This window comes from Bradyrhizobium sp. ORS 111 (assembly GCF_045571485.1).
Taxonomy (GTDB): Bacteria; Pseudomonadota; Alphaproteobacteria; order Rhizobiales; family Xanthobacteraceae; genus Bradyrhizobium.
The window spans coordinates 1,992,147-2,018,197 of record NZ_CP120701.1 but is presented as its reverse complement, the minus strand read 5'-3'; the positions used below and the strand labels follow the sequence as shown (position 1 = coordinate 2,018,197).

Annotated in this window: 24 protein-coding genes; 14 read left to right on the top strand and 10 right to left on the bottom strand. The window is 60.4% G+C overall.

All coding sequences use genetic code 11. From position 1 onward, the window contains the following. Positions 1 to 233 precede the first annotated feature (233 nt). The 4 genes from P6U30_RS09295 to fixJ form a co-directional block, all read right to left on the bottom strand. Positions 234 to 1,679, bottom strand: a complete 1,446-nt coding sequence (locus tag P6U30_RS09295; RefSeq protein WP_407151037.1) for a M16 family metallopeptidase — start codon at positions 1,677 to 1,679, stop codon at positions 234 to 236. Positions 1,680 to 1,692: 13 nt separating this feature from the next. Further along, complete coding sequence (locus P6U30_RS09290; protein WP_407170409.1) at positions 1,693 to 2,982, bottom strand: M16 family metallopeptidase; 1,290 nt, start codon at positions 2,980 to 2,982, stop codon at positions 1,693 to 1,695. Between the two features lie 273 nt (positions 2,983 to 3,255). Then, positions 3,256 to 3,597 (bottom strand): hypothetical protein, encoded by a 342-nt coding sequence (locus P6U30_RS09285; RefSeq protein WP_280973487.1) that lies wholly within the window; start codon positions 3,595 to 3,597, stop codon positions 3,256 to 3,258. A gap of 371 nt (positions 3,598 to 3,968) precedes the next feature. After that, positions 3,969 to 4,574: a response regulator FixJ gene (gene fixJ / locus P6U30_RS09280; protein WP_280980807.1), complete on the bottom strand. Its 606-nt coding sequence runs from the start codon at positions 4,572 to 4,574 to the stop codon at positions 3,969 to 3,971. A 591-nt stretch (positions 4,575 to 5,165) separates the two neighbouring features. On the opposite strand from fixJ, the gene P6U30_RS09275 reads away from it, so the two are divergent. The 9 genes from P6U30_RS09275 (at position 5,166) to ccoS (ending at position 14,270) form a co-directional block, all read left to right on the top strand. Next, positions 5,166 to 5,393, top strand: a complete 228-nt coding sequence (locus P6U30_RS09275; RefSeq protein WP_280980808.1) for a hypothetical protein — start codon at positions 5,166 to 5,168, stop codon at positions 5,391 to 5,393. Positions 5,394 to 6,393: 1,000 nt separating this feature from the next. Further along, positions 6,394 to 8,016 (top strand): cytochrome-c oxidase, cbb3-type subunit I, encoded by a 1,623-nt coding sequence (gene ccoN / locus P6U30_RS09270; RefSeq protein WP_280978242.1) that lies wholly within the window; start codon positions 6,394 to 6,396, stop codon positions 8,014 to 8,016. 8 nt (positions 8,017 to 8,024) lie between these two features. After that, positions 8,025 to 8,759, top strand: a complete 735-nt coding sequence (gene ccoO / locus P6U30_RS09265) for a cytochrome-c oxidase, cbb3-type subunit II (protein WP_280973490.1) — start codon at positions 8,025 to 8,027, stop codon at positions 8,757 to 8,759. Positions 8,760 to 8,769: 10 nt separating this feature from the next. Continuing rightward, positions 8,770 to 8,934 carry a cbb3-type cytochrome c oxidase subunit 3 gene (locus P6U30_RS09260; protein WP_280973491.1) on the top strand — a complete coding sequence of 55 codons (165 nt, stop codon included), beginning with the start codon at positions 8,770 to 8,772 and terminating at the stop codon, positions 8,932 to 8,934. 6 nt (positions 8,935 to 8,940) lie between these two features. Continuing rightward, on the top strand, positions 8,941 to 9,813 hold the full coding sequence (gene ccoP / locus P6U30_RS09255) for a cytochrome-c oxidase, cbb3-type subunit III (protein WP_280973492.1): 873 nt from the start codon (positions 8,941 to 8,943) through the stop codon (positions 9,811 to 9,813). Between the two features lie 102 nt (positions 9,814 to 9,915). After that, on the top strand, positions 9,916 to 11,373 hold the full coding sequence (gene ccoG / locus P6U30_RS09250) for a cytochrome c oxidase accessory protein CcoG (RefSeq protein WP_280980809.1): 1,458 nt from the start codon (positions 9,916 to 9,918) through the stop codon (positions 11,371 to 11,373). Between the two features lie 23 nt (positions 11,374 to 11,396). Further along, entirely contained in the window at positions 11,397 to 11,897 is a 501-nt protein-coding gene (locus P6U30_RS09245; RefSeq protein ID WP_280980810.1) for a FixH family protein, read from the top strand. Positions 11,898 to 11,907: 10 nt separating this feature from the next. Then, a complete protein-coding gene (locus tag P6U30_RS09240) occupies positions 11,908 to 14,094 on the top strand; it encodes a heavy metal translocating P-type ATPase (RefSeq protein WP_407169056.1) in 2,187 nt (728 codons plus the stop codon). Continuing rightward, positions 14,094 to 14,270 (top strand): cbb3-type cytochrome oxidase assembly protein CcoS, encoded by a 177-nt coding sequence (gene ccoS, locus P6U30_RS09235; RefSeq protein ID WP_280973498.1) that lies wholly within the window; start codon positions 14,094 to 14,096, stop codon positions 14,268 to 14,270. Before P6U30_RS09240 ends, ccoS begins: the two co-directional genes overlap by 1 nt. Before the next feature lie 148 nt (positions 14,271 to 14,418). On the opposite strand, the gene P6U30_RS09230 is transcribed toward ccoS, so the two are convergent. Then, entirely contained in the window at positions 14,419 to 14,676 is a 258-nt protein-coding gene (locus P6U30_RS09230) for a hypothetical protein (RefSeq protein ID WP_280973499.1), read from the bottom strand. Between the two features lie 201 nt (positions 14,677 to 14,877). Here P6U30_RS09230 and P6U30_RS09225 point away from each other — a divergent pair, with 201 nt between their 5' ends. The 4 genes from P6U30_RS09225 to P6U30_RS09210 all read left to right on the top strand — a co-directional run bounded on the left by P6U30_RS09225 (position 14,878) and on the right by P6U30_RS09210 (position 17,836). Then, complete coding sequence (locus P6U30_RS09225) at positions 14,878 to 15,009, top strand: hypothetical protein (protein ID WP_280973500.1); 132 nt, start codon at positions 14,878 to 14,880, stop codon at positions 15,007 to 15,009. Positions 15,010 to 15,185: 176 nt separating this feature from the next. Next, positions 15,186 to 16,583, top strand: a complete 1,398-nt coding sequence (locus P6U30_RS09220) for a PAS domain S-box protein (RefSeq protein WP_280973501.1) — start codon at positions 15,186 to 15,188, stop codon at positions 16,581 to 16,583. Positions 16,584 to 16,591: 8 nt separating this feature from the next. Then, positions 16,592 to 16,864 (top strand): hypothetical protein, encoded by a 273-nt coding sequence (locus P6U30_RS09215; protein ID WP_280973502.1) that lies wholly within the window; start codon positions 16,592 to 16,594, stop codon positions 16,862 to 16,864. Between the two features lie 297 nt (positions 16,865 to 17,161). Further along, on the top strand, positions 17,162 to 17,836 hold the full coding sequence (locus tag P6U30_RS09210) for a helix-turn-helix domain-containing protein (protein WP_280973503.1): 675 nt from the start codon (positions 17,162 to 17,164) through the stop codon (positions 17,834 to 17,836). A gap of 352 nt (positions 17,837 to 18,188) precedes the next feature. Here P6U30_RS09210 and P6U30_RS09205 read toward each other — a convergent pair whose 3' ends face one another. From P6U30_RS09205 to P6U30_RS09185, 5 genes are all read right to left on the bottom strand, one after another. Next, entirely contained in the window at positions 18,189 to 18,368 is a 180-nt protein-coding gene (locus P6U30_RS09205) for a hypothetical protein (protein WP_280980812.1), read from the bottom strand. Between the two features lie 27 nt (positions 18,369 to 18,395). After that, positions 18,396 to 19,118: a CBS domain-containing protein gene (locus P6U30_RS09200; RefSeq protein ID WP_280980813.1), complete on the bottom strand. Its 723-nt coding sequence runs from the start codon at positions 19,116 to 19,118 to the stop codon at positions 18,396 to 18,398. Between the two features lie 542 nt (positions 19,119 to 19,660). Beyond that, positions 19,661 to 20,641 carry a PDR/VanB family oxidoreductase gene (locus tag P6U30_RS09195; RefSeq protein ID WP_280980814.1) on the bottom strand — a complete coding sequence of 327 codons (981 nt, stop codon included), beginning with the start codon at positions 20,639 to 20,641 and terminating at the stop codon, positions 19,661 to 19,663. A gap of 12 nt (positions 20,642 to 20,653) precedes the next feature. Then, complete coding sequence (locus P6U30_RS09190; protein ID WP_280980815.1) at positions 20,654 to 21,406, bottom strand: GntR family transcriptional regulator; 753 nt, start codon at positions 21,404 to 21,406, stop codon at positions 20,654 to 20,656. Between the two features lie 3 nt (positions 21,407 to 21,409). Beyond that, positions 21,410 to 22,456 (bottom strand): aromatic ring-hydroxylating dioxygenase subunit alpha, encoded by a 1,047-nt coding sequence (locus P6U30_RS09185; protein ID WP_280980816.1) that lies wholly within the window; start codon positions 22,454 to 22,456, stop codon positions 21,410 to 21,412. Positions 22,457 to 24,392: 1,936 nt separating this feature from the next. On the opposite strand from P6U30_RS09185, the gene dctA reads away from it, so the two are divergent. Further along, positions 24,393 to 25,715: a C4-dicarboxylate transporter DctA gene (dctA, locus tag P6U30_RS09180; RefSeq protein WP_280973509.1), complete on the top strand. Its 1,323-nt coding sequence runs from the start codon at positions 24,393 to 24,395 to the stop codon at positions 25,713 to 25,715. Positions 25,716 to 26,051 lie beyond the last annotated feature (336 nt).

Below are 26,051 nucleotides of genomic sequence, written 5' to 3'. Positions count from 1 at the left end.
TTAGCGAGGGGCGATTGGTTCGCAATCAAGCCTGACCAATCGCTTTCGTGTGCAAGCGCATCATCGTCTGTCCGCAAACGATCTCGCTCGCGCGGCGGCCGTCTTTGGTGGCTTAGCCGCCGGACCAACAGTTTGAGCTCGATCTTGCGCCCGCGGCCCCCACTTTCTGGCTCTCGACCGCAAGGAGGACGGTAGCACGCGAGGCTCGCGCCCACGCGCCGGTTGCCTGACGGCTAATTCGGTCTGCCCGGTATCGTCGGGGATGGCGTTGCGCCTGGCTGCTCGGCGCTTGGCGGGGGCGTCGCAGCCGATGGCGCGGTGGTCGCTTGGCCTGCGCCCTGTGGGGGACGACCGACCGTGATGGTGAGCAGACCCTGGCCCCAGAGCCGCTCTGCCGCTCTCTTGGCATCCTCCAATGTCACCGCATCCACAATTGCGTTGTGGTTTTCGATATAGTCGATCGGCAACCTGTCGAGCTGATGCTGCAGCAGCGTTCGCGCAAGCTTTGATGATGTGTTGAGAGCCAGCATCTGCGAGCCCTTCAGGTAAGACTTTGCATCATCGAGTTCTTGTTGGGTCGGTCCTTCCTTGGCAATTTGGCGGACCTGCCTCGCGATCTCTTCGACGGTATCATCGGCGCGAACGGTGCGGGTGCCGCTATGGCCGACGAACACGGCGGAATGATCCATCCACGCCAATCGCTCGCTGGCAAAATAGGCCAGCCCCCGCTTCTCGCGTACTTCGCGGAACAGCCGCGACGACAGATCCCCGCCGCCCAGGATGTGGTTGACGACATAGGCCGCCATGAAATCGGGCTCGCTGCGGCGGACGCCGGGTCCGCCGAAAGTCACAACTGTTTGCGGCACATCGAGCGGGATAAAGACCTGCTGTGGCGGCTTTGCTGCGATCACGTCGGGAATCAGCTTCAAATCCGCCTTGGCCGGCAGGCCGCCAAAGGTCTTATCGAGCAGTTTGCAAAGGGTCTCCGGCTCAACGTCGCCGACGGCCGCGATCTTGAGCGTGTCTCTTGCGATCACCCGTCGGACATAGTCCTTAAGATCTGCGATCTCGATCTTCGGCACGCTCTCGAGTGTGCCTCCAGTCGGGCGAGCATAGGGATGATCGTGAAAGGCGACTTCGAAGAACTTGCGGTTGGCGAGCGACGAAGGATCGGTCGAGTCATGCCGAAGGCGCCCAAGCACGCTGGCACGGATCCGTTCGACATCGACCGCGTCGAAACGTGGCGAGATTAGCGCCATCCGTAACAGGTCGAAGGCCTCCTCCCTATCGCCCTCGAGCGTGCGCAAGGCGCCGCGCAATTCGTCTTGAGTCGTTTCAAAGCTCAGCTCGATGGCGCGACGGTCGATCCGCTCATGAAAGGCTTTGGAGTCTAGATCACCGGAGCCTTCGTCGAGCAGGCCCGCAACCATGCGCCCGACGCCTGGTTTGTCGGCGGGGTCCTGGGTCCCGCCGCCGCCGAAAGCAAACTGCATCGCGATCAACGGGACAGTGGCGTCCTGCACGAACCAGGCTTCTATACCGCACGCCGAGACCAGCCGCTGGATCTTGATTGCGGCAAGCGCCTTGGCTGCGGAAAGCGAAGGTGGCGAGGCGAGCATCGCGACGGAAAGCGAGGCGCCGCCGAGGAGGACGTCCCGCCGTGTGAAGGAATACGTCATGATCGGTTCTCCTCTACCTCGGCATTGACTCTTGGGTGAGATAGCCGGTCACCGAGCGTTTTTTGTTGAGCCATTTCCGCGCGGCTTCGCGCACCTGCTGGGCGCCGACTGCGCGGACGCCGTCCGGCCAACCTCGGATATCGTCGATGCTCAGTCCCGTCGTGAGCCCGCGGCCATACCAAGTCGCAAGTACTTCCTGATCGTCCTGACCGTAGATTGCTTGCGCCATCGACTGCGTCTTGACTCGTTGAAGATCCTCCTCGCGCGCGCGATTATGCGCAACATCGGCGATCACCTCATCGACGGCGCGCTCAATCTGAGCGAACCCGACACCGGGTTTCGGTGTGGCAAAAATCATGAAGTGCGAATGATCGAGCGAGCTACGAGGGTAGCTCGCTCCGGCGCTGATCGCGAGTTGCTTGTCGATGACCAGCGCCCGATAGAGATAGGAGTTGACGCCGCCGCCGATCAATCGCGCGAGCACATCAAGCGCCGGACTCTCGCCGGAGGAGGCTGTGTAAGCCGATGGCACGAGGTAACAGCGGCCCAAGGCCGGCTGCCTGACGCGGGCATCGGCCAGCATCACTGTACGCGGCGCGGCCGGCGTCGGCTCCTGCGGTCGCACCCGTTTCGCAGGGATCGATGGTTGCGGGGGAATGTCACCAAAATGCTGCTCCACCATCGGATGGATCTCGTTGGCCTCGACGTCACCGGCGATGATAAGTATGGCGTTGTTCGGCGCGTAAAAGCGCTTATAGAAGGCGAGCGCGTCTTTGTAGTCGAGCTGTTCGATTTCCTGGCGCCAGCCGATCACAGGCCGGCCGTAGGGATGGTTAAGGTAAAGCGCTGCCATCATCTGCGTGGCGAGCTGCGCATCCGGCTTGTTGGCGATGCGCATATTGAATTCCTCCAATACGACGTCGCGCTCGGCCAGCACGTTCTTATCTTCGAGAATGAGGCCGGTCATGCGGTCGGCTTCAAATTCCATCATCTGGCCGAGCTTCTCGCGCGGCACCTGCTGGAAATAGCTGGTATAGTCGACCCCAGTGAAGGCGTTGTGGGTGCCGCCGGCTCGCAGCACAGCCCGGACGAATTCATCCGCAGTATGTTTGGCCGTACCCTTGAACATCAGGTGTTCGAGGAAGTGCGCGAGCCCCGATTTGCCTGGCGGCTCGTCGGCAGAGCCGACCTTATACCAGATCATCTGGGTCACAACGGGGGTGCGATGATCCGGAATCACCACTACCTGTAGGCCGTTGTGAAGCGTGAAGCTCGCTGGTCGATCCGAGGTGGCAGTGTTCAGGACGGGGAGGCTCCCTGAAACGTATCGGACGCCACTATTCCGGCCATCATCGGCTCCGCATTCGACCGCCGGCGCTGTGCATGTCGCGCCAGGGCCGGTGCCGAGCACCTTATTCGTCAAAGAACTCAAGTTCACGCGTCGCCTTTCGTCTCATAGAAATCCACGATCTGTAGCGGAAGTCCCGACAAAGCGGATAGCCGCACATGACTGGAAAGCAACAGAGCAAAGACCGGGCCAATCGCCGACGGCGTCGCGCACGGGCACGCTGCGCGGTCAATTGGACCCAAAACAAAACGCGGCGCGCACAGTCTGGCCACCGGTCAATCGCCGAGATGTCGTGAACACGACATTGCGCACGAAAGCGCACGCCAACCGGCAGGATGGCAACTTCTCTTTTCCGCATCGACTCGCGACAAGCTTAACGATGCGGGTGAAGCCGTCGCTGCGGCGCTCTTCGTCCGCCCGGACATTATGAAATGCCTCAGGCGTCACCGGCAGCCATCGGATTTCGGATGAACAACAATTGTTTTCAAACGCCGAGCGGTCATATTCCACATACAGATCAATGTCTTGCTTGAACATGCGGGCGACGCTCTTCTGCTGGCGATCGATCAACGGGCCGCGCAGGCGCTAACTGGCCTTGGCAAGGCAGAACTCAACGCGCGCTTGTTGGTGTTGCGCTGAACCTCAAGGTCTCGACAAAATAGATCAACCGATCGGTGGCCTCCGTCGACTTGTTGCTTTTGTATGAGACGAGTTCCTGCGCCAGCGCAGCTTCGTTGTCGTGTGCGCTAGGTATATTCCAGCGCCGCAACTCCTCGCCGCTATGATTATGGGGTAGGTTACGCTGGGGAGACGGCGGCAGCCACTTGAAAACCGCTATTGTTGCCGCCTCGCCTGGTTCTGGCCGAGGCTTGACAAAGGCGCTCGGCGCGGGGCTCGACTCTTCAGGTGCAGACCGGGTCGATGCTTTTCTGCCGTTGCCCCTAAAGTCCTGCAGCGATCGCGACCCTCATCAGCTCCGACATGTTCCGCGCGTTCGTCTTGGCCATCAAGTTCGCACGATAAACCTCAACCGTGCGCGGGCTGATGCCCAGCTCGTGGGCGATCACCTTATTAATCTTGCCCGTCAGCAGTCCCTGCAAAACGTCACGCTCGCGTGGTGACAAGTCAGCCAGGCGAGCCTCAGCCTGCAGCTTTACGCTATTATCGGTAACTTTCGGCGGCGACTCCAAGGCGTCACGGATCGCACGCAGAAGCACTTCGTCATCGAACGGCTTTTCGATGAAGTCCGCTGCTCCGGCCTTCATTGCCTCCACCGCGAGTGCCACATCTCCGTGACCAGTCATCAGAATGACAGGACTACTGGCGCGGTCGGACTTCAGCTTGCGGACCAGTTCAAGCCCCGTCATGCCAGGCATGCGAATATCAGATATTATGCAACTGGACTGACCATCCGCAAAATGATCGAGAAACTCGATCGCACTCTCATACGCAGCCACGGCGAAGCCGTTCACCTCCAGCAGGAAAGTCAACGAATCTCGCATCGCCGGATCATCGTCGATCACGAGAATTGTTGGTCGCGCAGTCATGGTCCTTGTTCGCCCTTTGCGGTGGCACCGATTCCGTAATCGTGTATCGGGCTGACTGCCGCCAGCCACTCTGGGGAGCGGCGATACCGGTCGCCGTCAGATGCTACGCCGGCAAGCCTTACACCTGATTTACATTACAGCGTTTGCTGATTGGAAGCCACCGTCCGCGCGGGGCTGCGCACGTCTCAGTAGACATGCATCAATGTGGGAATGTCGTCACGACCCAGCCCAGATGCGACAATGGGAGAGAACCGTGCGCTGGGAGAGTTGGCGGCGCTTGCCTGACCCGGCCGTGATCCCCAGGACGTGCGCGAGCATCCGTGCATATTGACCTCTACACCTCGTCCGTTCACCGCCATAAGGCGGCTCGGAAAGCCTCCCACGAACCTAGTGGCTGATTCCCATGATGGAATCGCTGATATCGATCATGGCCCTAGCTAGTCGACACAGCGTGCTGTGGGACCGGCTGCCGGTCTCGGGGTGGCGGATCCCGCTCGCTTCTTGGGCCATACCTGTTGCGGCAGATCAAGACAGAGATCGATCTCCGATGGCAACATCCGTAGACTTGAGCAGCTCACAAGAGAGATAGCGATGCCATCATTCGATATTCGATTTATCAAGACGGTTTGCGACGACACAGGTCACGAACATCGCGCTTGCCAGGCGGCATTCAAGGTCGATGCCACCTCTCTCACCGCAGCGGCCCAGCAGGCAGAGGCCGATTTCTGCAAACAGAAGGGCGTCCGCGACTGGACCATCTTTGCGGACGCGATGGAGCTTCGAACGCCTCCGGCGTTACCGCCGGGATGGGGCGGCTAGGCGCGGAACTTTTTTTTGGACAGTGCTGCTCGCCGCCACACGGTGATTGAACTGCGCTGCGGTCGCATCTCTTACACCTGACAAACTCGTATTCTCGGTTTTGCGCGGTTGCAAAAGCTGAAAATCAGACCCGCGCCAGGTCGAGCAGGCTGGGCTTCTCAGCGCAGCTATGTTGATCGATGAGGAGTTTGCCGGCCGGCCCAATTTAACGATTGAAAACGATCCTTTCGCGGCGCGGATCGACAGCCAAGGCAGATCAGCAAAGGGCTGATGTGCCACTTCCAAGCGCTGGCAGAAGCCGGTGCTGACGGGCGACCCGCGCCAATTGTGCATGTGGCCACGAACACCTTTTTAACGCGCAGGTATAGACCAGTTCAATACGGCACGTGGACTGCGTTTCTCGATCGTTGTGACCTTCATTTGACGCAGATCAAACCTGCACCTGCGACCATCCGCTACGGAGGGCCAATGGGTGCAAAGAATGGTCATTCAATCAAACAGCAACGCATCTCCGCTGTTAGAGCGCGCCCTCGATCGTCTGCGTTCGCTGCGGTCCCAGCAGCGGACTTTTCTCAAATGACCGACCGGCCGGTCGAGGAGGTCGCGCGCGAACCAAGGCTCTCCAGGTGGGATTTCCGCGCCCTGCCCCTCCGGCCGACCACTCCTGCACTTCTGCGGAGGCGTCTGGCGCATGCCCGCTCATCGGAAGGCGCGCTCGTCACCTCGCGCAATGAGGCGCCAGGCGACCTTCAGGGAATATGCGGCTTGTGTCTCGAAAAGCTGCCCCGTGGTGCAGAGCTTCGTAGAGAGCGGGCGAGCCCGCCGAGATGCCGCCCGGACGAACTGACATTGAGAGCGCTTGGCCGCGCAATGGACGACAAGTGCCCTCGTTCGGCGATTAACGTCACTCAATCTGGTGACTGGCCACCCTGGTTTCCCAAGCTTCCTCGCATTCAAGGAAAGCCTCGACATGACTAGTCCGCCCCCTGTTTCAAAGTCGATGACGACGGGTGAAGCCTGCCTGATGTCTGCATCCGCAGTCCTTGCCTTCACCAGTTTTTTTGCCGCGGCAATGGGACACGACGCGGCCTTTACGTTTCATGCCTCGCTTGCCTCAGTAGCGGGCCTGATCGCTGCGGCCGTGATCCTCAATCGCTACTATGATCGTCCGGCCACGTTGCCGCCGCAAGCGATCGGCGGCAGGCCGAACTACTATCTCGGTCCGATCAAATTCGCTTCCACAATGGCAATGTTCTGGGGCATTGCCGGCTTTACAGTGGGCCTACTGATTGCCCTCCAACTGGCGTGGCCCGCGCTCAACTTCAACCTGCCATGGACTACATTCGGTCGGCTGCGCCCGCTGCACACCTCGGCGGTGGTCTTCGCATTCGGCGGCAACGTCTTGATCGCGACCTCTTTCTACGTCGTGCAGAAGACCTGCCGCACGCGTCTTGCGGGCGACCTTGCACCCTGGTTCGTGGTGGTTGGCTACAACTTCTTCATCCTGGTCGCCGGTAGCGGATATTTGCTCGGCGTGACGCAGTCGAAGGAATATGCCGAGCCGGAATGGTATGCCGACCTTTGGCTGGCGATCGTCTGGGTCACATATCTGCTCGTGTTCTTGATGACGCTCGTGAAGCGCAACGAGCCGCATATCTTCGTAGCCAACTGGTTTTATCTCGCGTTCATCATCACCATCGCGGTCCTGCATCTTGGCAATAATCCAGCGCTTCCGGTCTCGTTTCTCGGGTCCAAGTCCTACATCGCCTGGGGCGGCGTGCAGGACGCCATGTTCCAGTGGTGGTACGGCCACAATGCGGTCGGCTTCTTCCTGACTGCAGGCTTCTTGGCGATCATGTACTACTTCATTCCGAAGCGGGCCGAGCGTCCGATCTATTCCTATCGGCTCTCCATCATCCACTTCTGGGCCCTGATCTTCCTGTACATCTGGGCCGGTCCACACCACTTGCACTACACCGCGTTGCCCGACTGGACCCAGACGCTCGGCATGACGTTCTCCATCATGCTCTGGATGCCTTCCTGGGGAGGCATGATCAACGGCCTGATGACGCTGTCGGGAGCCTGGGACAAACTGCGTACCGACCCTGTGCTGCGCATGCTGGTGGTCTCGGTCGCTTTTTACGGCATGTCGACCTTCGAAGGCCCGATGATGTCGATCAAAGTCGTCAATTCGCTCAGCCACTACACGGACTGGACGATCGGTCATGTGCATTCCGGCGCGCTGGGCTGGGTCGGCTTCGTCTCGTTCGGTGCGCTGTATTGTCTCGTGCCCTGGATCTGGAATCGGTCGCTCTACAGCCTGAAGCTGGTCAGCTGGCACTTCTGGATCTCGACGATCGGCATCGTGCTCTACATCTCCGCGATGTGGGTCTCGGGGATCCTGCAGGGCCTGATGTGGCGGGCCTATACGTCTCTTGGCTTCCTTGAATACTCCTTCATCGAATCCGTCGAGGCGATGCATCCCTTCTACATCATCCGCGCTGCGGGCGGCGCGCTGTTCCTGGTCGGCGCGCTGATCATGGCCTTCAATCTCTGGATGACGGTCAATGCCGGCAAGATCAATGAGACCGAGGGCGCCGGCCTCCTCCAGCCTGCTGAATAGGTCGCACGATGTCTCTCTGGAACCGACACAAGATCTTTGAGAAGAACTCGATCATCCTGATCGCGGGTATTCTCCTCGTCATCGCGATCGGCGGGCTGGTCGAGATTACCCCGCTGTTCTACCTCAAGAGCACGATCGAGGCGGTCGACGGCGTGCGGCCCTACACCCCGCTCGAACTTGCAGGTCGCAACATCTACGTCCGCGAGGGGTGCTATCTCTGTCATTCGCAGATGATTCGGCCGCTGCGTGATGAGGTCGAGCGTTACGGTCACTACTCGCTGGCCGCGGAAAGCATGTACGACCATCCGTTCCAGTGGGGCTCCAAGCGCACCGGGCCCGATCTGGCGCGCGTCGGCGGCAAATATTCCGACGATTGGCACGTCACCCATTTGACCGACCCGCGGGCGATCGTGCCGCAGTCGGTGATGCCCGGATATCCGTCGCTCGCAAAGGCTGAACTCGACGCGTCCGATATTGCGGCTCATCTGCGCACGAATCGCGCGGTCGGCGTTCCCTATACCGACGAGCAGATCGCCAACGCGGCCGCCGACCTGAAGGCGCAGACCGATCCCGACAGTGCTGGCTCCGACGCGTTCCAGAAGCGTTATCCGAAGGCTCTGGTTCGCAACTTCGACGGCAAGGGCGGCAATCCGACCGAGCTCGACGCGCTGATCGCCTATTTGCAGATGCTCGGCACGCTCGTCGACTTCAAGCTCTACAACGAAAAAGCCAATTTGCGCTGAGGGCACGAGAATGAAAGCGATCATTCAGGTCGAGAATTTTGCGTCGAGCCTGGTCGGCACGGTCTGGACCCCCATCTTTGTCGGACTCTTCATCGCCATCGTCGCCTACGCGCTTTGGCCCCGCAACAAATCTCTCTTCGATGCCGCAGCCCGGATGCCGCTGCGGGAGGATTGATCGATCATGAGCGAGCATAGCGAGATTGACCATGTTTCCGGCCGCAGCACGACCGGTCACGAGTGGGACGGCATCAAAGAGCTGAATACGCCGCTGCCACGGTGGTGGATATTGACGTTCTACGCCACGATCATTTGGGCGATCAGCTATTGGCTCGTCTATCCGGCCTGGCCGCTCGTCTCGGGCTATACCTCCGGACTGCTCCACTACTCGACCCGCGCCAGCGTCGCGACCGACCTGGCCGACCTCGAGGAGCTGCGTGGTGAGAAAATGGCAGTCCTCGGCAGCGCTTCCCTGGCCGCGATCGAGAATGATCCAGCCCTGCTGGCGCTTGCGCGCGCTCGCGGAAAGACCGTGTTCGCGGACAATTGCGCGCCATGTCACGGCAGCGGAGCCGCTGGCGCCAAGGGATTTCCCAATCTCAACGACGACGATTGGCTGTGGGGCGGCACGCTCGACCAGATCACGCAGACGATTCAGTTCGGGGCGCGGTCCGGACATGCCAAGGCGCATGAAGGCCAGATGCTGGCATTCGGACGGGACGGGATCCTCAAGAAGGATGAGATCGTCACCGTTGCCAACTATGTGCGCTCGCTCTCCGGTCTTTCCACCGCGCCGAACTTCGATGCGGCGGCCGGCGAGAAGACCTTCGCCGAGAACTGCGCGAGCTGCCATGGCGACAATGCCAAGGGCAATCAGGAGGTCGGTGCGCCCAACTTGACCGACCAGATCTGGCTATATGGCTCCGACGAGGCGACACTGATCGAGACCATCACCAACGGCCGCGCCGGCGTGATGCCGGCTTGGGTCGGTCGTCTGGATCCGGTCACCATCAAGGCGCTGACCGTCTATGTGCACTCGCTAGGAGGCGGCAAGTAACCGCCGCCATAGCGGGTGCCATTTCCGAGACTGCTGATCGAGGTCAAATCGGCACCGAGACGTCGATGTAGCATCGACTAACCGTCTCACCCGAGCAGACGCATGAACAAGCCCGTGCCGCCCGATGAACTCATGACCGGCGAAACCGGACCGCTCTACGCGCCTCGCAAGAAGGTGTTTCCACAGAGCGTGTCGGGACGGTTCCGCTCCATCAAGTGGCGGCTGATGGCCGTCTGCCTGGGAATCTATTACCTGCTGCCGTTTATGCGTTGGCATCGCGGCCTCGGCGCGCCCGATCAGGCCGTACTGATCGATTTTCCCAACCGACGCTTCTATTTCTTCTTCATCGAGCTGTGGCCGCAGGAGGTCTATTATTTCACCGGCCTGCTCGTGCTCGCGGCTTTCACGCTGTTCCTGATGAACGCGCTGGGCGGCCGCATCTGGTGCGGCTATCTCTGCCCGCAGACGGTCTGGACCGATCTGTTCTATGCCGTCGGGCGCTTCGTGGAAGGCGGCCGTCGCGAACAGATCAAGGCCGATGCCGGACCGATGACCGTGAAGCGGGCCGGTCGGCGCGTGCTCAAACATGCGATCTGGCTCGTGATCGCGTGGTGGACCGGCGGTGCCTGGGTGCTGTACTTTTCCGACGCCCCGACATTGGTACGCGACCTCGCCACCCTCCAGGCACCCGCGCTCGCCTATATCTGGATCGCGATCCTGACCGCCTCGACCTATCTCCTGGCCGGCTACATGCGAGAGCAGGTCTGCGTCTATATGTGCCCGTGGCCGCGCATTCAGGCGGCGCTGACCGATGAATGGGCGCTCAACGTCACCTACAAATATGATCGTGGCGAGCCGCGCTGCTCGGTGAAGAAGGCTTTCGACATCCGGGCGCTTGGGGAAAAGGCCGGCGATTGCATCGACTGCAATCAGTGCGTGGCGGTCTGCCCGACCGGGATCGACATCCGCGATGGCGCACAACTTGGCTGTATCCAGTGCGGCCTGTGCGTCGATGCGTGCGATGCGGTGATGACCAAGGTCGGCCGCAAGACCGGCCTGATCGGCTATGACAACGACATCAATATCCAGCGCCGCACTGCCGGCAAGCAAGAGATCTTCAAGCCGGTTCGGGCGCGGACGGTCGTCTATGCCGGCCTGATCACCGTGGTCTGCGCGGTGATGCTCTACGCCCTGATGTCCCGGACCTTGCTGGACATCAACGTGCTGCATGACCGCAATCCGGTGGCGGTGCGCCTCAGCGATGGTTCGATCCGCAACGGCTACACGTTGCGTTTTCTGAACAAGCGCGGCTTCGACCGCGTCATCGCGATCGATGTCGATGGGCCGCCGGCCGCCAAGTTCCACGTCATTGGCATCGATTCGGTGACGCCGGATCGTCCAATGATCGTTCTTGCACGCGATACCAGCAGCGAGCTGCGCGTACTGGTGACCGCACCGTTCGCGGCGAATGCCGACAAATCCGTGCCGATTAGGTTCCGCATAACCGATATCGGTCTAGGAGAGGTCGCCTCGGCAACTGATCATTTCGTTCTCCCATAACGACCGCCGATGGAAACGCCACAATGAGCATAACGACACCAAGCGCGCGACCGATTACCGGACGCTTCGTCCTGATCGCGACGGTCGCATTCTTCGCGGTCGTCATCAGTGTCAACGTGGTCATGATCCGCTTTGCGATCGCGACCCTGCCGGGAACGGAGGTCGATAGCGCCTATCGCGCAAGTCTCGCCTACCAGCGTGAGATCGTCGCCGCGAGGCGACAGAATGAGCGCAACTGGCGGATTGAAGCTCATGTCGAGCGGCGATCCGATGGCGCGGCGTCGCTTGCGATCGAGGCTCGCGACCACGCTGGGACCCCACTTGCCGGAATGACCTTCATCGCGCGGCTGGAGCGGCCGACCGACGACCGCGCCGACCACGCGATCGAGATGACCGAAGCCGATCACGGCCGCTACCGCGGCAGCGTCGACGGCGTCGCCGCCGGACAATGGGACCTCGTGATCGAGGGCGACGCCGGCGGCCGCCGCATGTTTCTGTCGAAGAATCGTATCGTCCTGGATTGAGGCAGCGCGCATGCAGGCGGAAGTCGACTTCTCCCACTATTTGAAAGGTGCGGGTGAGGGACTCGTTCACCTTGATCTCGCAGTTGAAGGTATCAATTGCGCCGGCTGCATGGCCAAGATCGAGCGCAACCTATCCAGTATTCCGGATGTGGTTTCTGCGCGTGTGAACCTCGCCGATAGTCGGCTGGCGCTGGAGTGGAGGCCGGGCGCGCTTGATCCGGCACTGTTCGTGAAGCGCTTGGCGGAACTCGGCTACAAGGCCCATCCATTCAAGCAGGACGATGGCGAGTATCGCGAAGCCCAGCGAGCCCAGGGCCTGCTGCGTCGGCTCGGCGTCGCCGCTTTTGCCGCGATGAACGTGATGATGCTGTCAATTCCAGTCTGGTCCGGCAACGTCTCGGACATGCTGCCGGAGCAGCGCGACTTCTTCCACTGGCTGTCGGCGTTGATCGTCTTACCGGCCGCGGCCTATGCGGCGCAACCGTTCTTTGCTTCCGCGTGGTCTGCGTTGCGCGCGCGGGGTGTCAACATGGACGTCCCGATCAGTATCGGCATCGTGCTCGCCTTGGCGATGTCGGTTGTCGAGACCATCAGCCACGCCGAACACGCCTATTTCGACGCAGCGATCATGCTGATCGCCTTTTTGCTCGCGGGCCGCTATCTCGACCAGAACATGCGGCGGCGTACCCGCACCTTCGCTGGTAATCTCGCCGCACTGAAGGCGGAGACCGCGACGAAGTTCATCAGCTCCACGGAGATCAAGACGGTACCCGCCGCGGCGATCAGGCCCGGCGACATCGTACTGCTGAGGCCCGGCGAACGCTGTGCGGTAGACGGCAACGTGATCGAGGGACGCTCGGAGATTGATCAGAGCCTAATCACCGGCGAGACCCTGCCGGTGAGCGCAGCGCCGGGCAGCGCGGTCTTCGCCGGTACTTTGGTGCGGTCGGGTACGCTCCGTGTCCGCGCGGCGGCGGCCTCGGAGAACACGCTGCTTGCCGAGATCTCTCGGCTGCTCGACCAAGCGCTGCAGGCGCGCTCACGCTATTTGCGCCTCGCAGAGCGCGCATCGCGGCTTTATGCCCCGGTCGTGCACGCAGCCGCCTTTCTGACGATGGTGGGCTGGCTCGCCTACGGTGCAACGCTTCACGATTCGATCGTCACGGCGATCGCAGTGTTGATCATCACCTGTCCCTGCGCGCTGGGCCTTGCGATCCCGGCTGTGCAGACGGTCGCGTCCGGCGCGCTGTTCGGTTCCGGCGTGTTGCTTAATGCCGGCGACGCGATCGAGCGCATCGCCGAGATCGACCGGGTCATCTTCGACAAGACGGGTACGCTGACGCTCCCCGAGCTCGATGTTGCCAATCTGGCGAACCTTCCCGACAACGTCGTCGAGATCGCAGGCCGATTGGCGCTGTCGAGCCGCCATCCGGTCGCCGCTGCCGTGGCGCGCGCCGCGGGTGCCACCGAGCCATTGACTGATATCGAGGAGGAGCCGGGGCAAGGCGTTCGGGGCTATCATGACGGGCAGCCGATCCGGCTTGGCCGGCCCTCGTTCTGCAACGCCGAGAACCTCGCCAACGAGATGCTCAGCCGTGATCCCGAGGCGTCCATTGTCGCATTCAGCCATGGCGACGCGACCTTCGTCTTTGCCGTTCGGCAACAGATGCGGCCGGACGCGGCTGAGATTATCGCGAACCTCAATCGCCTCGGCATCGCGGTCGAGATCGTCTCCGGTGATCGTGAACCTGCGGTGCGGTTCGCGGCCGGAATGCTCGGCATCCACGAATGGCGCGCCGAGGTCTTTCCGGTCGACAAGATCGCGCGCATTGAGGAACTGGCGCGAGGGGGCTGCAAGGTATTGATGGTCGGCGACGGCCTCAACGATGCGCCTGCACTCGCCGCAGCACACGCTTCGATGTCACCGGTCAGCGCCACTCACATGAGCCAGGCCGTCGCGGATGCGGTCTTCCTCGGCGACTGTCTCGCGCCGGTGCTGGTGGCGGTCAAGGTCTCGCGCAAGGCGCTGCATCTGATGCGCCAGAACCTCTGGCTTGCCGTGATCTACAATGCGCTGGCGGTGCCGGTTGCGATCGCCGGCCTCGTTACGCCGCTGATTTCCGCAGCGGCGATGTCTGGCTCGTCGCTGTTGGTCATGCTCAATGCGCTGAGGGCGCGAGCGAGGGAGGCTGTCTGATGGAAGTCCTGGTCTATCTGGTTCCGCTCGCGCTCGCCCTGGGCTTCCTCGGCCTGCTCGGATTTCTCTGGTCGCTCAAGAGCGGCCAGTATGACGACCTCGACGGCGCGGCGTGGCGTGCCATCGCCGATGACGAGCCTGTCACCGATCACGGCGTATCCGAGTGGTGGAAATGAACCAGCGCGACCGCGGCAGCGACGGTCAGCGCGGTACAGGCAAACGCCAGGATCAGGCCGGCGGCCATTCGCCAGCAAGACGTCGCACGATGCGACCGCAGGTTCAGAACTGCGAGCAATCTGTCGATGGATGCAAGCCGAGACATGGTCAGCAGCAACTCATCGGCAGGACCTCGGGTTGCCAGTAGCGCCAGTGCGTCGGCGAGACCTCTATGGGCTGCATTGTTGTGGCGTCGACCCATGCGTCGCCGTGGCGCAGGCAGGGAAACGCCAGCCTGCGCGGATCGACATCGAACACTGCAAGTTCGATCGCACAGTCGAATGGAGCGGTCGTGACGTCCCGCCATCCCAGCAAAGTGAGCCAACGAAAGATGACATTGAATGTTCGACGCATGCCGGGCTTCATCTGTGAACGATGACGTCGAGCATGACAGTTTGGATCGCCAGAGCAGTTGATGTGGCGCAATCAGACAGCAAAAGACGGATTGGCAGCTTCGGACGGAAGCGACGGCAACGCTGACCTGCGTCACTGGACTCGTGCGGCCAATTGCTACATCAACGAGTTGTATCAACGCTGTCAAGGTTTGCTCAAAGCCGGGCAAGACACATGAAGGACAGCGCAGTCTCGAAGGCGATCTCGACAGTACCATTCGATGGCAACATGACGGATGTCGATGACGACGACGTGCATCCGCTCACCTTCGGAGCAATCGATGGTTGGGATAACAGGCGATGGTGAGTGAAGGCATCGACAAGAGTAGAGCCGTTGCGAGCTTTGGTATATTGACACAAGCGGATAGGAGTGACCAGCCGCTTTGGGCTATATAGATAGAAATCGCCCGAGAAGCGAAAGTTTGCGAGGCAAACAGCTTGATGACAATGCGATGTCGCTTCTGGCTTAGGTATGGATCGGCTGTGGCTGCAACGCTACTTGTGTTTGCCGTCCGGCTCGTGCTGGACCGCTATTTCGAAGGACGCAGTTTCACTGTCATCTACGTCCCGGCCGTGATGTTTGCCGCCCTGGCTGGCGGACGTGGCCCGGCGCTCCTCGCGACAGTCCTGTGTCTTGGGGCCACACTATTCTTCCTCGGAAATAGACTCCATGCAGATCCGGCTGATCTGATCGACGTGTTGTCATTCGCCGTTCTGGGTCCGATACTCGGCTTCGTCGGAGACCGGCTTTCGCGCGAGTCGGAGGATGCACGCTATCGGCAGGCGCAGCTACAATCCATCCTGGACACTGTGCCGGAAGCGATGATCGTGATCGATGAGAATGGGATCATGCGCTCCTTCAGCGTCGCTGCCGAGCGGCTGTTCGGCTGGGCAGCCGCGGAGGTCATCGGGAAGAACGTCTCGATCCTGATGCCCACGCCCTATCGGGATGAACATGACAACTATCTGCACCGATACCGGAACACGGGTGAACGTCGCATTATCGGCATCGGGCGGATTGTTGTCGGAGAGCGCAGGGATGGCTCGACTTTTCCGATGGAGCTGGCGGTCGGCGAGGCCAGGGTCGGTGCGGAAAGGTTCTTTACAGGGTTCATCCGTGATCTGACCGAGCGCAGGAGCGAGGAACGGCGCATGCAGGAGTTGCAATCGGAGCTGGTCCACGTGTCGCGCCTGACCGCGATGGGCGAGATGGCGTCCTCGCTGGCTCATGAGCTCAATCAACCTCTGTCTGCGATCACGAGCTACCTTCGCGGTGCAGCGACGCTGCTGAAGTCAGAGCATGTCGATAAGCAGAGAGTCATCGAAGCGCTGGATCGTAGCGCCGCCCAAACACTGCGCGCCGGCGACATCATCAAGCGGTTGCGAGAGTTCGTTGCGAAGGGCGAAACCCAGCAAACCTTGGAAAATCCAGCCGTGCTGCTGGAAGAAGCCGCGGCATTGGCGCTTGTGGGCGCGAGGGAGCAAGGCGTCCGGGTTTCGCTTCATTGCGATCGCGACCTTCCGGATATCATCGTCGACAAGATCCAGATCCAGCAGGTTGCGCTCAACCTGATCAGGAATGCAGTTGAGGCAATGGAGACAACGAGCCGTCGCGAACTCACAATCGAAGTCAGAAACAGGAACAACACCGCATTCTTCTCGGTGGCCGATACCGGCACGGGGATCAACCCGGAGATCGCGCGGCAGTTGTTTCAGCCGTTTGTCACCAGCAAGCCGAACGGAATGGGCGTCGGCCTCTCCATCTGCCGCACGATCATCGAATCGCATGGTGGCCGCATCTCCGCCCGGTCTCACAATGACGGCGGTACTGTGTTCGAGTTCACCTTGCCCTTTGCCGAGCCGGAACTGCACGAGCGATGAGATCTGTGATGCGCGCCGATGAAGCCAAGGCATCGCGTCCCCTCAGATGTCTATGGAAGGAAGCGAATCACCGTCGACGAATGTCCGCAGGCGAAGAGCGAGACGAGCAGCAGATCGGAATTGTTAGCCTGATAGAAGAACGGTTGCGCGTTGGTAAGACAAGCCGAGCAGACAACCGCGAGAGCAGATTTGCCCGGGTTCAGATCAGAAAAATCAAGGCCGATGTTGTACCATCGATCTGTTCGGGGGATACGACCCTGGACGGTATCTGGAGCGTCTGATGGACTATGAACCGCAGATCGCGCATCGGATTCGGGACCTCGCGTGAATAAGGCTGGACGGCTAGCCGACGCCGCGAGAGATCCACTCGCCATCTTCTCCACAATTGCAAGTTAAGCAGATGAGAGGTGCGCCGCAACGATTGCACCTCGAGCGAAGCTGACAGGTAACCAGCGCTCGACGCCGGTCGGTAACTCCCTGCGGCCCTCCGGAATTGTACTTAGGGGACCGACCGAGATTTCGGAAACATTAAAAAGAGGCAGACTTCCGATCGTGAAGGATCGAACCGGAGTTTTGCCATGCTCATGACGGCCGCCAATTCCCAAAAGTATAGTCGTTCCCTTCCGCTGTTGCGCTCAGGTGTAGCCCAAAAAGACAGTCCGCGGGCTCTGATGGGGGCAGCGATGCGATTTGCCCGCAACGCTGAGATTTACGGTGAAGATGAGCCAGCCGAATACCTTTATCAGGCCATTTCTGGAGCCGTGCGCACCTATCGTATGCTGGATGATGGCCGACGCCAGATCTGCGGTTTTTACCTGCCTGGAGACATCTTCGGCGTCGAGGCCGGCGAGGTTCACCTGTCGTCCGCCGAAGCCCTTAATGATGCCGAGGTGCTCGTGGTGAAACGCAGCAGCCTAATGGCTCGCGCCGAGCGCGAAAAGGATTTCGCCGCGCAGCTTTGGACGCTCACGGTGCGGGAGTTGCAGAGGGTCCAGGAGCATTCCCTTGTCCTGATCAAGAGCGCCGAAGAGCGGGTCGCCGGATTTTTGCTGGAAATGTCCGGCCGCAGCTGCCGCGATGCCGTGATTGAGTTGCCAATGTCGCGGCGGGACATTGCCGATTACCTTGGATTGACGATCGAGACCGTGTCGCGCACATTTACCCAGTTCGTACAATCCGGCATCATTACACTCGAAACATCCCGACGCATCCAGTTGCGCGACGAAGCCGTCCTGAATCGGCTGAACGCGTAATTGGCGCCGTCGATTAGTTTGATGCGGAGGCATCACGACCGCTTTGCGCCAGCTCCCAATACAATTCCGGTTACCGGATTGACGAAATGAGTGGCCGCGCAGGCGACGCATGTGACAGGCTCGTAGCGATCCTTGCTTGAACCGGTAGAGCTGAAGACCTCTTCGGACAATAATCCCTGTACCGTGCGCCCCGTCCACGGGCAGCAAAAGAGAATGGGGCGCCAAGTCTGTCGATCAGCCATTTCTTTGGTCCATATGATACGCCGAGGGCGTTGTCGGACCTGATCAAGTTCAGGCCGATGATCGCAAGATGACAATTGTCGTCCGGTCAAAGACACCAAGCCAACCTTATCTATGGGCGGACGCTTCGCCGGCGATAGGCTGTCCACGCCGCGCCGAGGCCGATCAGGGCGGTCATCAGGATGATCGCAAGGACAGCCTGCACGATATCGAAATTCGCAGAGTCCGGCGTAACCAGCAACGCCGCGATCGGCGCTGCGATGATGAAGAAGATCCAAACAATCCAGGACATCGATTGGCTTCCAAATGAGGTAGCGGACTAACTCGCGGCCTTCGCGTCTTCCCGAAATTCAAGGTGGTAGCCGGAATAGGTGTCGACAAAGCAGAAATGATCATGCACGTCCTTGACGCCCGCGACGTTCTCCGCTGCCACGATTGCTGCCCGGCGCAAATCAGGACTGATGATGACGCCGTGAAGGTGCACAATGCCGTTACGCACAGCGACCTCAAAACCAATCGGGCACCAGTCCGTGGCGCTGACCTGCTGAACGATGCGGTCGCGGATATGGTCGTCGTCTGCAGTTAGATCCGGGATCTCGGCCGCCTTGCTGGCAACGGCCTGCAGCAGATTCGAAGGGGCCACGATGCCGACTAGGTCCTTGCCGCGCATCACTGGCAGGCGCTTGACGTTCTTCTTTTCCATCAGGCCCACGAGCTCGTCCAGCGATGCTTCTTCCTCGACCGTGATCGGCTCCAGCGTCATCACGTCCTCCACCTTGCGGCCCCGCTCACGGATGAAGTCGACGGCTGCTCGGCCGGGTCCAAGGAAGAACTGCAGCCAGGCCGGACGCTTGCGTCCGGTTCCGATCTCGCTGCGGCGCAGGAAATCACTCTCCGAGACGATGCCCACAAGCCTGCCATCGGAGTTTACGACCGGCACCCCACCGATGTGGTTGCGTAGCATGATGTTGGCGGCGTTCTCGATCGAGGTCTGAGGAGTGACCGTGATGACGTTCTTCGTCATGACCTGGTGAGCTCGCATGGAATGCCTCCTGAGCCTAATGAGTTGAAGGTAGGGCGTCCTGCGCTGCAGGCTTTGACTTAGCTCAATCGAAGCAACGCCAGCCTTGTGGATCTATCATTCAGGTTCTTAAGCTGGAGATTGGTGCGTCCATGCCTGACCGTTGTTGGGTAGCTCAGCTTCTCCAAGGAAGGCGACCGTCGTCGGCCGACTTTCGCTCTCGCAAGAGAATAAGGTCGTGCAAATTGCGTCTGGACTGGCATTGCTTGCGCATTTCAGTGCAACCTGAGGCATGCTACAGTCATGCCGCGCAACACATTTGCCGTGACACCGCCGGCACGACCTCCTGCAGACGGGAACGGCGATAGCGGCTCGGGGCCAAGAGATCGAGGCTTGCATCGACTGCGATGGGCAGGATTGCGGGCTGAATGTCAGCGTGATCGGTGTCGAGTGACACGATTTTTGCCGAACGCCCGAGGACGGTCAGATGTGGGACGACTTGGCTCCTCCGAGACCTCCGTTGAAACTCCGGCTTTTCCGCCGTCGGGCGTCTTGAGGCGAGGCTAAACGACGTCCGGGCGAAGCAGCATGTCGACCGTGATGGTACCGCGGGCGCGCGAGACACATGCGCAGATCTTCTCGCTGGCGCGTTTCTGCTGCTCGCTGAAGAAGACGTCACGGTGATCAACCTCCCCGTCGACGCCGATGAGGTTGATGGCGCAAACGCCGCACTCGCCGCGACGGCAATCCGAAATCACCTCGTAACCTGCCGCATTGAGCGCGTCCAGCATCGAGCGATCGCGCGGAATTTCGATCTCGACGCCCTGTTCGGCAAGGCGCACCCGAAAACTTTCGGTCGGTAGCAAGCCGCTCGAACCGAAAGTCTCGTAGCGCAGGTCGGACAATGCGCGCCCGTCATCGATCCAAGCTCGTCGCGCGGCATCGAGCATACGCATCGGGCCACAAAACAGCGTCATGGCATCAGGCGGCAGCGACGCGAACGTCGCGGCGAGATCGAAGCGACGCTTTTCGTTGCCGGCATGGACAACAAGGCGCTCGTTCAACAAGGGGACCAGAACATCCAGATAGGCCGCATCCTCGCGCGAACGCACCACATAATGCAGAATGAACTCAGCATTGCGCCGGGCGAGCGCCTGTGCCGCCCCGATCAGCGGCGTAATGCCGATGCCGCCGGCGACCAAGCAATAATGTTGACGCGCCCAGTCAATCGGCAGCAACGAGATCGGCAATGTGACGTTCAGCCGTGCCCCCGGCGCGAGCGACCACATGTAGCGCGAGCCGCCACGTGAGTCATCCGCCCGCCGCACCGCAATACGGTAGCCGGCGCCGTCCACTTCACCAACCAGCGAGTAGGACCGCGTCTCGGGCTGGCCATGGACGACGACAGCAACATCGATGTGGCTTCCAACCGGGTAGGCCGCGCCCTTATAATTGTCAGGTCGGATCAGAAACTCGCGGATTGAAGTCGTCAGATCGCGTGTCGCGATCAAGGTGGCGGGCGTCCGTGTTTCGATGAAGCGCATGCGGTTCCTCCTCTAATCGCCTGCCGTCCTGATGAGCGCCAGTCCGGGGAGCAGATCGAAATGTGTCCTATTCTTGAGCACCAGCCGCAGATTTCGTGCGGCCAGCCGCGCGTGCTCGCGCATGACCGCTTCGGCCCGCGCCCCCTCGCGGTTCTCGATTGCGTCGATCACGACTCGATGTTGATCCTGCGCGATCAGCAGCGTCCGGGAAGCGTCCGGCAGCGTCGACTGCGTCATGACAAAACCGCTCGGCGAGGCGAACGGGAGCGCCGACGCGCGATCGACCTGCCGGATCAGGGGTGGGCTGCGCGACAGTTCGGTGAGCTGCGCATGAAAACGCGCATTGAGCGCGACGTAGGAGGCGAAGGCCTCGACTGAGATCGGGTCCTGCCGCACCAGGGTATCGATCTCGTCGAGACAACCCTTCATGGATTCGAGATCGCGCGATGAAACGCCTCGCTCGGCGGCAAAGCGCGCCGCAAGTCCTTCCAACGTGCCGCGCAGTTCGATCGAATCCAAGACATCTCGCTCGGAGAACGCCTTGACCATGAAGCCGCCGGAGGGGATCGCTTCCAAAAGACCCTCCTCCTCCAATCGCACCAGCGCCATTCGCACCGGCGTGCGCGAGACACCGGTGGCCTGCACTGCCTGCAATTCTGAGATTCGCGCGCCTGGCCGCAAATCGCCCGACAGGATCAGGTCGCGCAAACTGAGCTGCGCGCGCACTGTTTGCGAGACGGCGCGATCGCTGTCACGCTCGGCCATGCCTTACTCCGCCGCCTGCCGTTGCGGCGGATGCTCCGCGCCAATCATGCGATCTATCAGTCGGCGTGCCCACATCGCGCCCGCATCGATATTGAGGTTGTAGAAGACCCGGTCTGGGTTTTCGGCGATCGCGCGCTGCTGCGCCTCAAGAATCAGCTCGTCCTCCCGAAAAATGCCGGCAACGCCTTCGCGGAGCTCGGTGGTGAGACGCTGCTCGCCTAACCGATAGTTGCGCACGAATGCCCAGAAGTAGTGACAGCTCGTTTCCGTCTCCGGCGTGATGGTGTTGAGGACAAGACCGTTGACACCGGCCGAGCGATCGCCCTCGGGTGCGCCCGTCCCGGCGGGCGCGACGCCGACATCGATATTGATGGTGCATGGTGCCTCGAAACGAATGATTTGCCAGCGGTCCACCGGACCCGGCTTTTGCAATTGCTTGGCCCAGAACGGCGGCGCGGTAATTCCCTTCATCCAACGCGTGACGGTGACGGTCTTCTCGCCATGCGTGACATCGAACGGCGCTTCCGCGATGGCGTCATTGCCAATGCTGGCGCTGTGGACGAACGTTTCGTGCGTCAGATCCATGAGGTTGTCGACGACCAAACGGTAGTCGCATTTGAGGTGAAGGGTCTTACCGTCGCCGGCCCACGCGGAATCGTCGTTCCAGTGCATGTCCGGCACCAATTGTGGATCGGCCAGCGCGGGATCGCCCATCCATAGCCAGATGAAACGATGACGCTCGACAACAGGATAGGAACGCACGCACGCGGAGGGGTTGATTGTGTCTTGCGAGGGCATGAAGGTGCAGCGCCCCTGCGCGTTAAATTTCAACCCATGGTAGCCGCAAACGACAGCGTCGCCCTCAAGTCGCCCCTTTGAAAGCGGCACCAGCCGATGCCAACAGGCATCTTCCAAGGCAGCCACCTCGCCGTTGCTGCGGCGATACATCGCGACGTGCTTGCCGCATACGGTACGCGGCAATAGCGCCTGCTTCACGTCAGCATCCCAGGCAGCGGCGTACCAGGCATTCATTGGAAAACAGTGGTCCATTGGCGGTCCTCGTTGTTCACCGATGGATACATTCTGTATCCACTTCTTCCACGATAACAGATGAAATCGGGTCAAATATTGACAAAGAACCTGCATCTGGCGGCATTCACGTCAGGTTCTGTATACATTTCGAGGTCGGCTCATCGCGGTCGCGCATCTCCATTTTGCCTGCCCGGCTGATGGAAATTGGCCCGCGAACCCGACTTTCGTGTCAGGGTGGGAGCAACGCCAAATGCGGATCCTCCGTCCCCACAGGGCGCGCCGCTGTGGCAAAGCCAAGATCGGCGCGCCATCAGCACCTTCCCTACATACTGTCGCGGATACGTGGGGCTTCTGCAGCGAGCAGGTGACACGCCGGTAGAGTCCTCGACCTCACGGAATCGCCAAGTCAAACGCGACCTGAAGAGGCCGCCAATGCCGGACAGCGCGTACAACTGGTCACGGCCATCGGTGTTCGCTGCTTTGCAGTGTCGGGAGCAGATTCCACTCCTGTCATTCATTGTTCCGAGACGATCTCGCCCAGCATTCTGGGATGACGTCAGTAACGCTGTGACTTGGCGCTCCTGAGCCACGCGTGAACGAAGCGCTGCCGTCACTATCATGCACTACTCGTTTCGCTGACCAGCCTTACCTGCCTGACAGCAAAGCTAACGACCGCGCCCCCCCGAGAAATAACTGCGATCCGTCAGTTTGCATCGAGGAGAGCTCCGGCGCGCAGCGCGTGCCCAACTGGTTGGGCGAGCCAATCAAGCTCGACGGAGAAAATCTCGCGCTCCAGGAATGGTGGCCACGTAGCTCACGCCTTAAACGTGAGATCTGCCTGCGGCTGAGACGCGCTCGGTAGGATCTTTTGCGATCGCATCCCATGTATCAGATGTCGCCACGCCCGTTGGTCATCGTGCTACCAGCCTGGGGGCGGAGGTACAGTGTAGAGCTTGGGCAACACGGGCGCTGTGTAGGCCGACTGATATGACAAGCTCAAGGTCGACGCCCCCAGGGGTTTTGGTGTGACAGAAGCTTTTCACAGCAACCAAGGTGCGACAATCCTCAGATTGAGCCAGATGTCGTTCTCGCCAGCGACGACTACTCTTCTAGCTGCCTATGTTACGCACGATTACAAGCGAGACGGTTGCTCGTTTCCGAGCCAGGGCTTGCCTCAGTACGGAGGTCCGAGCCCGGCACCGCCTCTTTTGCCGCATCGAGAGAGACGTGGAGTCTAAGTGGTCCACCGAGGTCATTCGGGCGGCGTTAGACCATTGCGGCGTCAGCTGATCAGGTTACGCGGGCAACGGAACGAGCAAGAACCAACGTGGATCTCGGCATCCCCTCCGAGCATTGCTCCATACTTTCACGGCGTGGATACCTACCATCCAAACAATGGATTTTACCATTGTTGCGGAATGCTGCATCGACGCCGCCACCCCTCTCATGCCGATCACGTCACTGACCATCGCGTGACGCTGCTCGACTAAAGATGGGATGGCGCTATGTCGACAGAAAACGACAGAAGGGGAGCTCAACTGGCGAACGCAATCATCGCCACGGTCAAGAAGCAAGTTGCGGAGCGACGACAAAACAAACGAGCGCTACGTACTTGACCTGGCTTGGCATCCAATCCCGGAAGTTAACGGAATCTACTGGCGGCACATCCAGCGACGTCGCCGCGTTCGCGGCACGAATGCGCGCCAGCACGGAAGACCGTCGAGTCATCGTCAGGCCCGTCCAAGAAGCGCCGCCCCGGTTGGCGCACTTCTTGCTAGACAGAGCAGGATAAGCAGAAACTGAAAGCCTGCCATTGAAATGACGCCGCACGTGTCGAACTGCCGACATCAACGTCTTCAATCGGACACGGCAAGAAACGACTGACGCATATGATGCCGTCGCTTCTCAACGCGCGGCGGCTCGTATTTGAGTTTGCGTCCAAGGGAGGAGCGACATGACCACCATCGCAACTGCGGCGCCTGCGCGGGCATCGCGATCTTGGTACAAACTTCTTTACGTCCAGGTTCTGATCGCGATCCTCCTTGGCATCGTTGTCGGCTGGTTGTGGCCGTCACTCGCGACCAACGAGTGGGTCAAAGCGCTTGGTGATGGCTTCATCAAGCTGATCAAGATGGTCATCGCGCCGATCATTTTCTGCACTGTGACGTCCGGCATCGCGCATATTCAAGATGCAAAGAAGGTCGGAAGAGTTGGCATCAAGGCGCTAGCCTATTTCGAGATTGTCTCCACCTTTGCCCTATTGCTGGGGCTGGTAATGGGCAATCTGTTCCAGATCGGTCGGGGGCTTTCCGTCAAACCGGACGCTGGGGCGGTCGCCAACTACGTAAGGCAGGCGGAAACCTCCAAAACAGTCGATTTCATCCTCAATATTATTCCCGACAGCGTGGTCGGCGCTCTTGCGCGCGGAGACGTCCTGCAGGTACTCCTGTTCGCGGTCTTGTTCGGCTTTTCGCTGATGGCGCTGGGCGAGCGCGGCGAGAGGCTACGCGGCATTATCGACGACGCCGCGCATGCGGTGTTTGGCGTGATCGCCATTGTCATGAAAGCGGCTCCCATCGGGGCGTTTGGCGCCATGGCCTTTACGATCGGAAAATTCGGGCCCGCGGCACTCGGCAACTTGATCGGCCTCATCGCATTGTTTTACGTGACGGCGGCGCTATTCGTCCTGGTCGTGCTTGGTGTTATTGCCCGCCTGGTCGGCTTCTCGGTTCTCAAGTTCATCGTCTATATCAAGGACGAGCTCTTGATTGTACTTGGCACCTCGTCCTCGGAAAGCGCGCTGCCGCAGTTGATGGAAAAACTTGAGCGACTGGGCTGCTCCAAGCCAGTGGTCGGGCTCGTGGTACCGACCGGCTACTCCTTCAATCTCGACGGCACCAACATTTATATGACGTTGGCAACGCTGTTCATTGCGCAGGCGCTCGGGGTCGATCTCACCTTTGGCCAACAGCTCACGATCCTGGTCGTGGCAATGTTGACCTCGAAGGGTGCAAGCGGCGTTACCGGCGCAGGCTTCATTACGCTCGCCGCAACCCTATCAGTGGTCAACCCAGCGCTCGTGCCCGGTATGGCGATCGTGTTCTCGATTGACAAATTCATGAGCGAGGTGCGAGCCCTGACCAACATCACCGGCAACGGCATTGCCGCCGTGTTCGTGTCCTGGTGGGAAGGCGAACTCGACCACGCAACACTGCGTGCGCGGCTCGACAAGGACATCGATCTCACCAAGGCGGAGCCGACGGACACCGCGGGGTAGATCTACAGCTTGTCGGCGATGGCGAAATGCCACCAAGTCGAGTGCGGCTGAGTTCGTCATTCTGGGTGCTCAATCCGGCGGAGGGCGTCCAGGATTGTGCCCCCAAAAGTTTGTCTCCGGCAACTCAGCTTTCCGTTGCCTAGCGTCGGCATCCGGCGCAATAGTGGCGCATAGCTTGGAAACCGAAACGAGCATCTCGCAAAGCCGTCGGTTCCAATATTCCGGGCGCGGTCCAGCGCCAAATCAGCTCGCGTAGAGATGAGCTTTCACGCGCGAGACTGTTCTCTCGAAAGCATGGAAGCGGACGAACGACGTCGAACGATTGGGGCGACCAAA

What these genes read in the sequence shown, in the direction of transcription:
- P6U30_RS09295 (WP_407151037.1), bottom strand. Translation starts at nt 1,679, where the DNA reads ATGACGTATTCCTTCACACGGCGGGACGTCCTCCTCGGCGGCGCCTCG.
- fixJ (WP_280980807.1), bottom strand. Translation starts at nt 4,574, where the DNA reads ATGACTGCGCGACCAACAATTCTCGTGATCGACGATGATCCGGCGATG.
- P6U30_RS09275 (WP_280980808.1), top strand. Translation starts at nt 5,166, where the DNA reads ATGCCATCATTCGATATTCGATTTATCAAGACGGTTTGCGACGACACA.
- ccoN (WP_280978242.1), top strand. Translation starts at nt 6,394, where the DNA reads ATGACGACGGGTGAAGCCTGCCTGATGTCTGCATCCGCAGTCCTTGCC.
- ccoO (WP_280973490.1), top strand. Translation starts at nt 8,025, where the DNA reads ATGTCTCTCTGGAACCGACACAAGATCTTTGAGAAGAACTCGATCATC.
- P6U30_RS09260 (WP_280973491.1), top strand. Translation starts at nt 8,770, where the DNA reads ATGAAAGCGATCATTCAGGTCGAGAATTTTGCGTCGAGCCTGGTCGGC.
- ccoP (WP_280973492.1), top strand. Translation starts at nt 8,941, where the DNA reads ATGAGCGAGCATAGCGAGATTGACCATGTTTCCGGCCGCAGCACGACC.
- ccoG (WP_280980809.1), top strand. Translation starts at nt 9,916, where the DNA reads ATGAACAAGCCCGTGCCGCCCGATGAACTCATGACCGGCGAAACCGGA.
- P6U30_RS09245 (WP_280980810.1), top strand. Translation starts at nt 11,397, where the DNA reads ATGAGCATAACGACACCAAGCGCGCGACCGATTACCGGACGCTTCGTC.
- P6U30_RS09240 (WP_407169056.1), top strand. Translation starts at nt 11,908, where the DNA reads ATGCAGGCGGAAGTCGACTTCTCCCACTATTTGAAAGGTGCGGGTGAG.
- ccoS (WP_280973498.1), top strand. Translation starts at nt 14,094, where the DNA reads ATGGAAGTCCTGGTCTATCTGGTTCCGCTCGCGCTCGCCCTGGGCTTC.
- P6U30_RS09230 (WP_280973499.1), bottom strand. Translation starts at nt 14,676, where the DNA reads ATGAAGCCCGGCATGCGTCGAACATTCAATGTCATCTTTCGTTGGCTC.
- P6U30_RS09225 (WP_280973500.1), top strand. Translation starts at nt 14,878, where the DNA reads ATGAAGGACAGCGCAGTCTCGAAGGCGATCTCGACAGTACCATTCGAT.
- P6U30_RS09215 (WP_280973502.1), top strand. Translation starts at nt 16,592, where the DNA reads ATGCGCGCCGATGAAGCCAAGGCATCGCGTCCCCTCAGATGTCTATGG.
- P6U30_RS09210 (WP_280973503.1), top strand. Translation starts at nt 17,162, where the DNA reads ATGCTCATGACGGCCGCCAATTCCCAAAAGTATAGTCGTTCCCTTCCG.
- P6U30_RS09205 (WP_280980812.1), bottom strand. Translation starts at nt 18,368, where the DNA reads ATGTCCTGGATTGTTTGGATCTTCTTCATCATCGCAGCGCCGATCGCG.
- P6U30_RS09200 (WP_280980813.1), bottom strand. Translation starts at nt 19,118, where the DNA reads ATGCGAGCTCACCAGGTCATGACGAAGAACGTCATCACGGTCACTCCT.
- P6U30_RS09195 (WP_280980814.1), bottom strand. Translation starts at nt 20,641, where the DNA reads ATGCGCTTCATCGAAACACGGACGCCCGCCACCTTGATCGCGACACGC.
- P6U30_RS09190 (WP_280980815.1), bottom strand. Translation starts at nt 21,406, where the DNA reads ATGGCCGAGCGTGACAGCGATCGCGCCGTCTCGCAAACAGTGCGCGCG.
- P6U30_RS09185 (WP_280980816.1), bottom strand. Translation starts at nt 22,456, where the DNA reads ATGGACCACTGTTTTCCAATGAATGCCTGGTACGCCGCTGCCTGGGAT.
- dctA (WP_280973509.1), top strand. Translation starts at nt 24,393, where the DNA reads ATGACCACCATCGCAACTGCGGCGCCTGCGCGGGCATCGCGATCTTGG.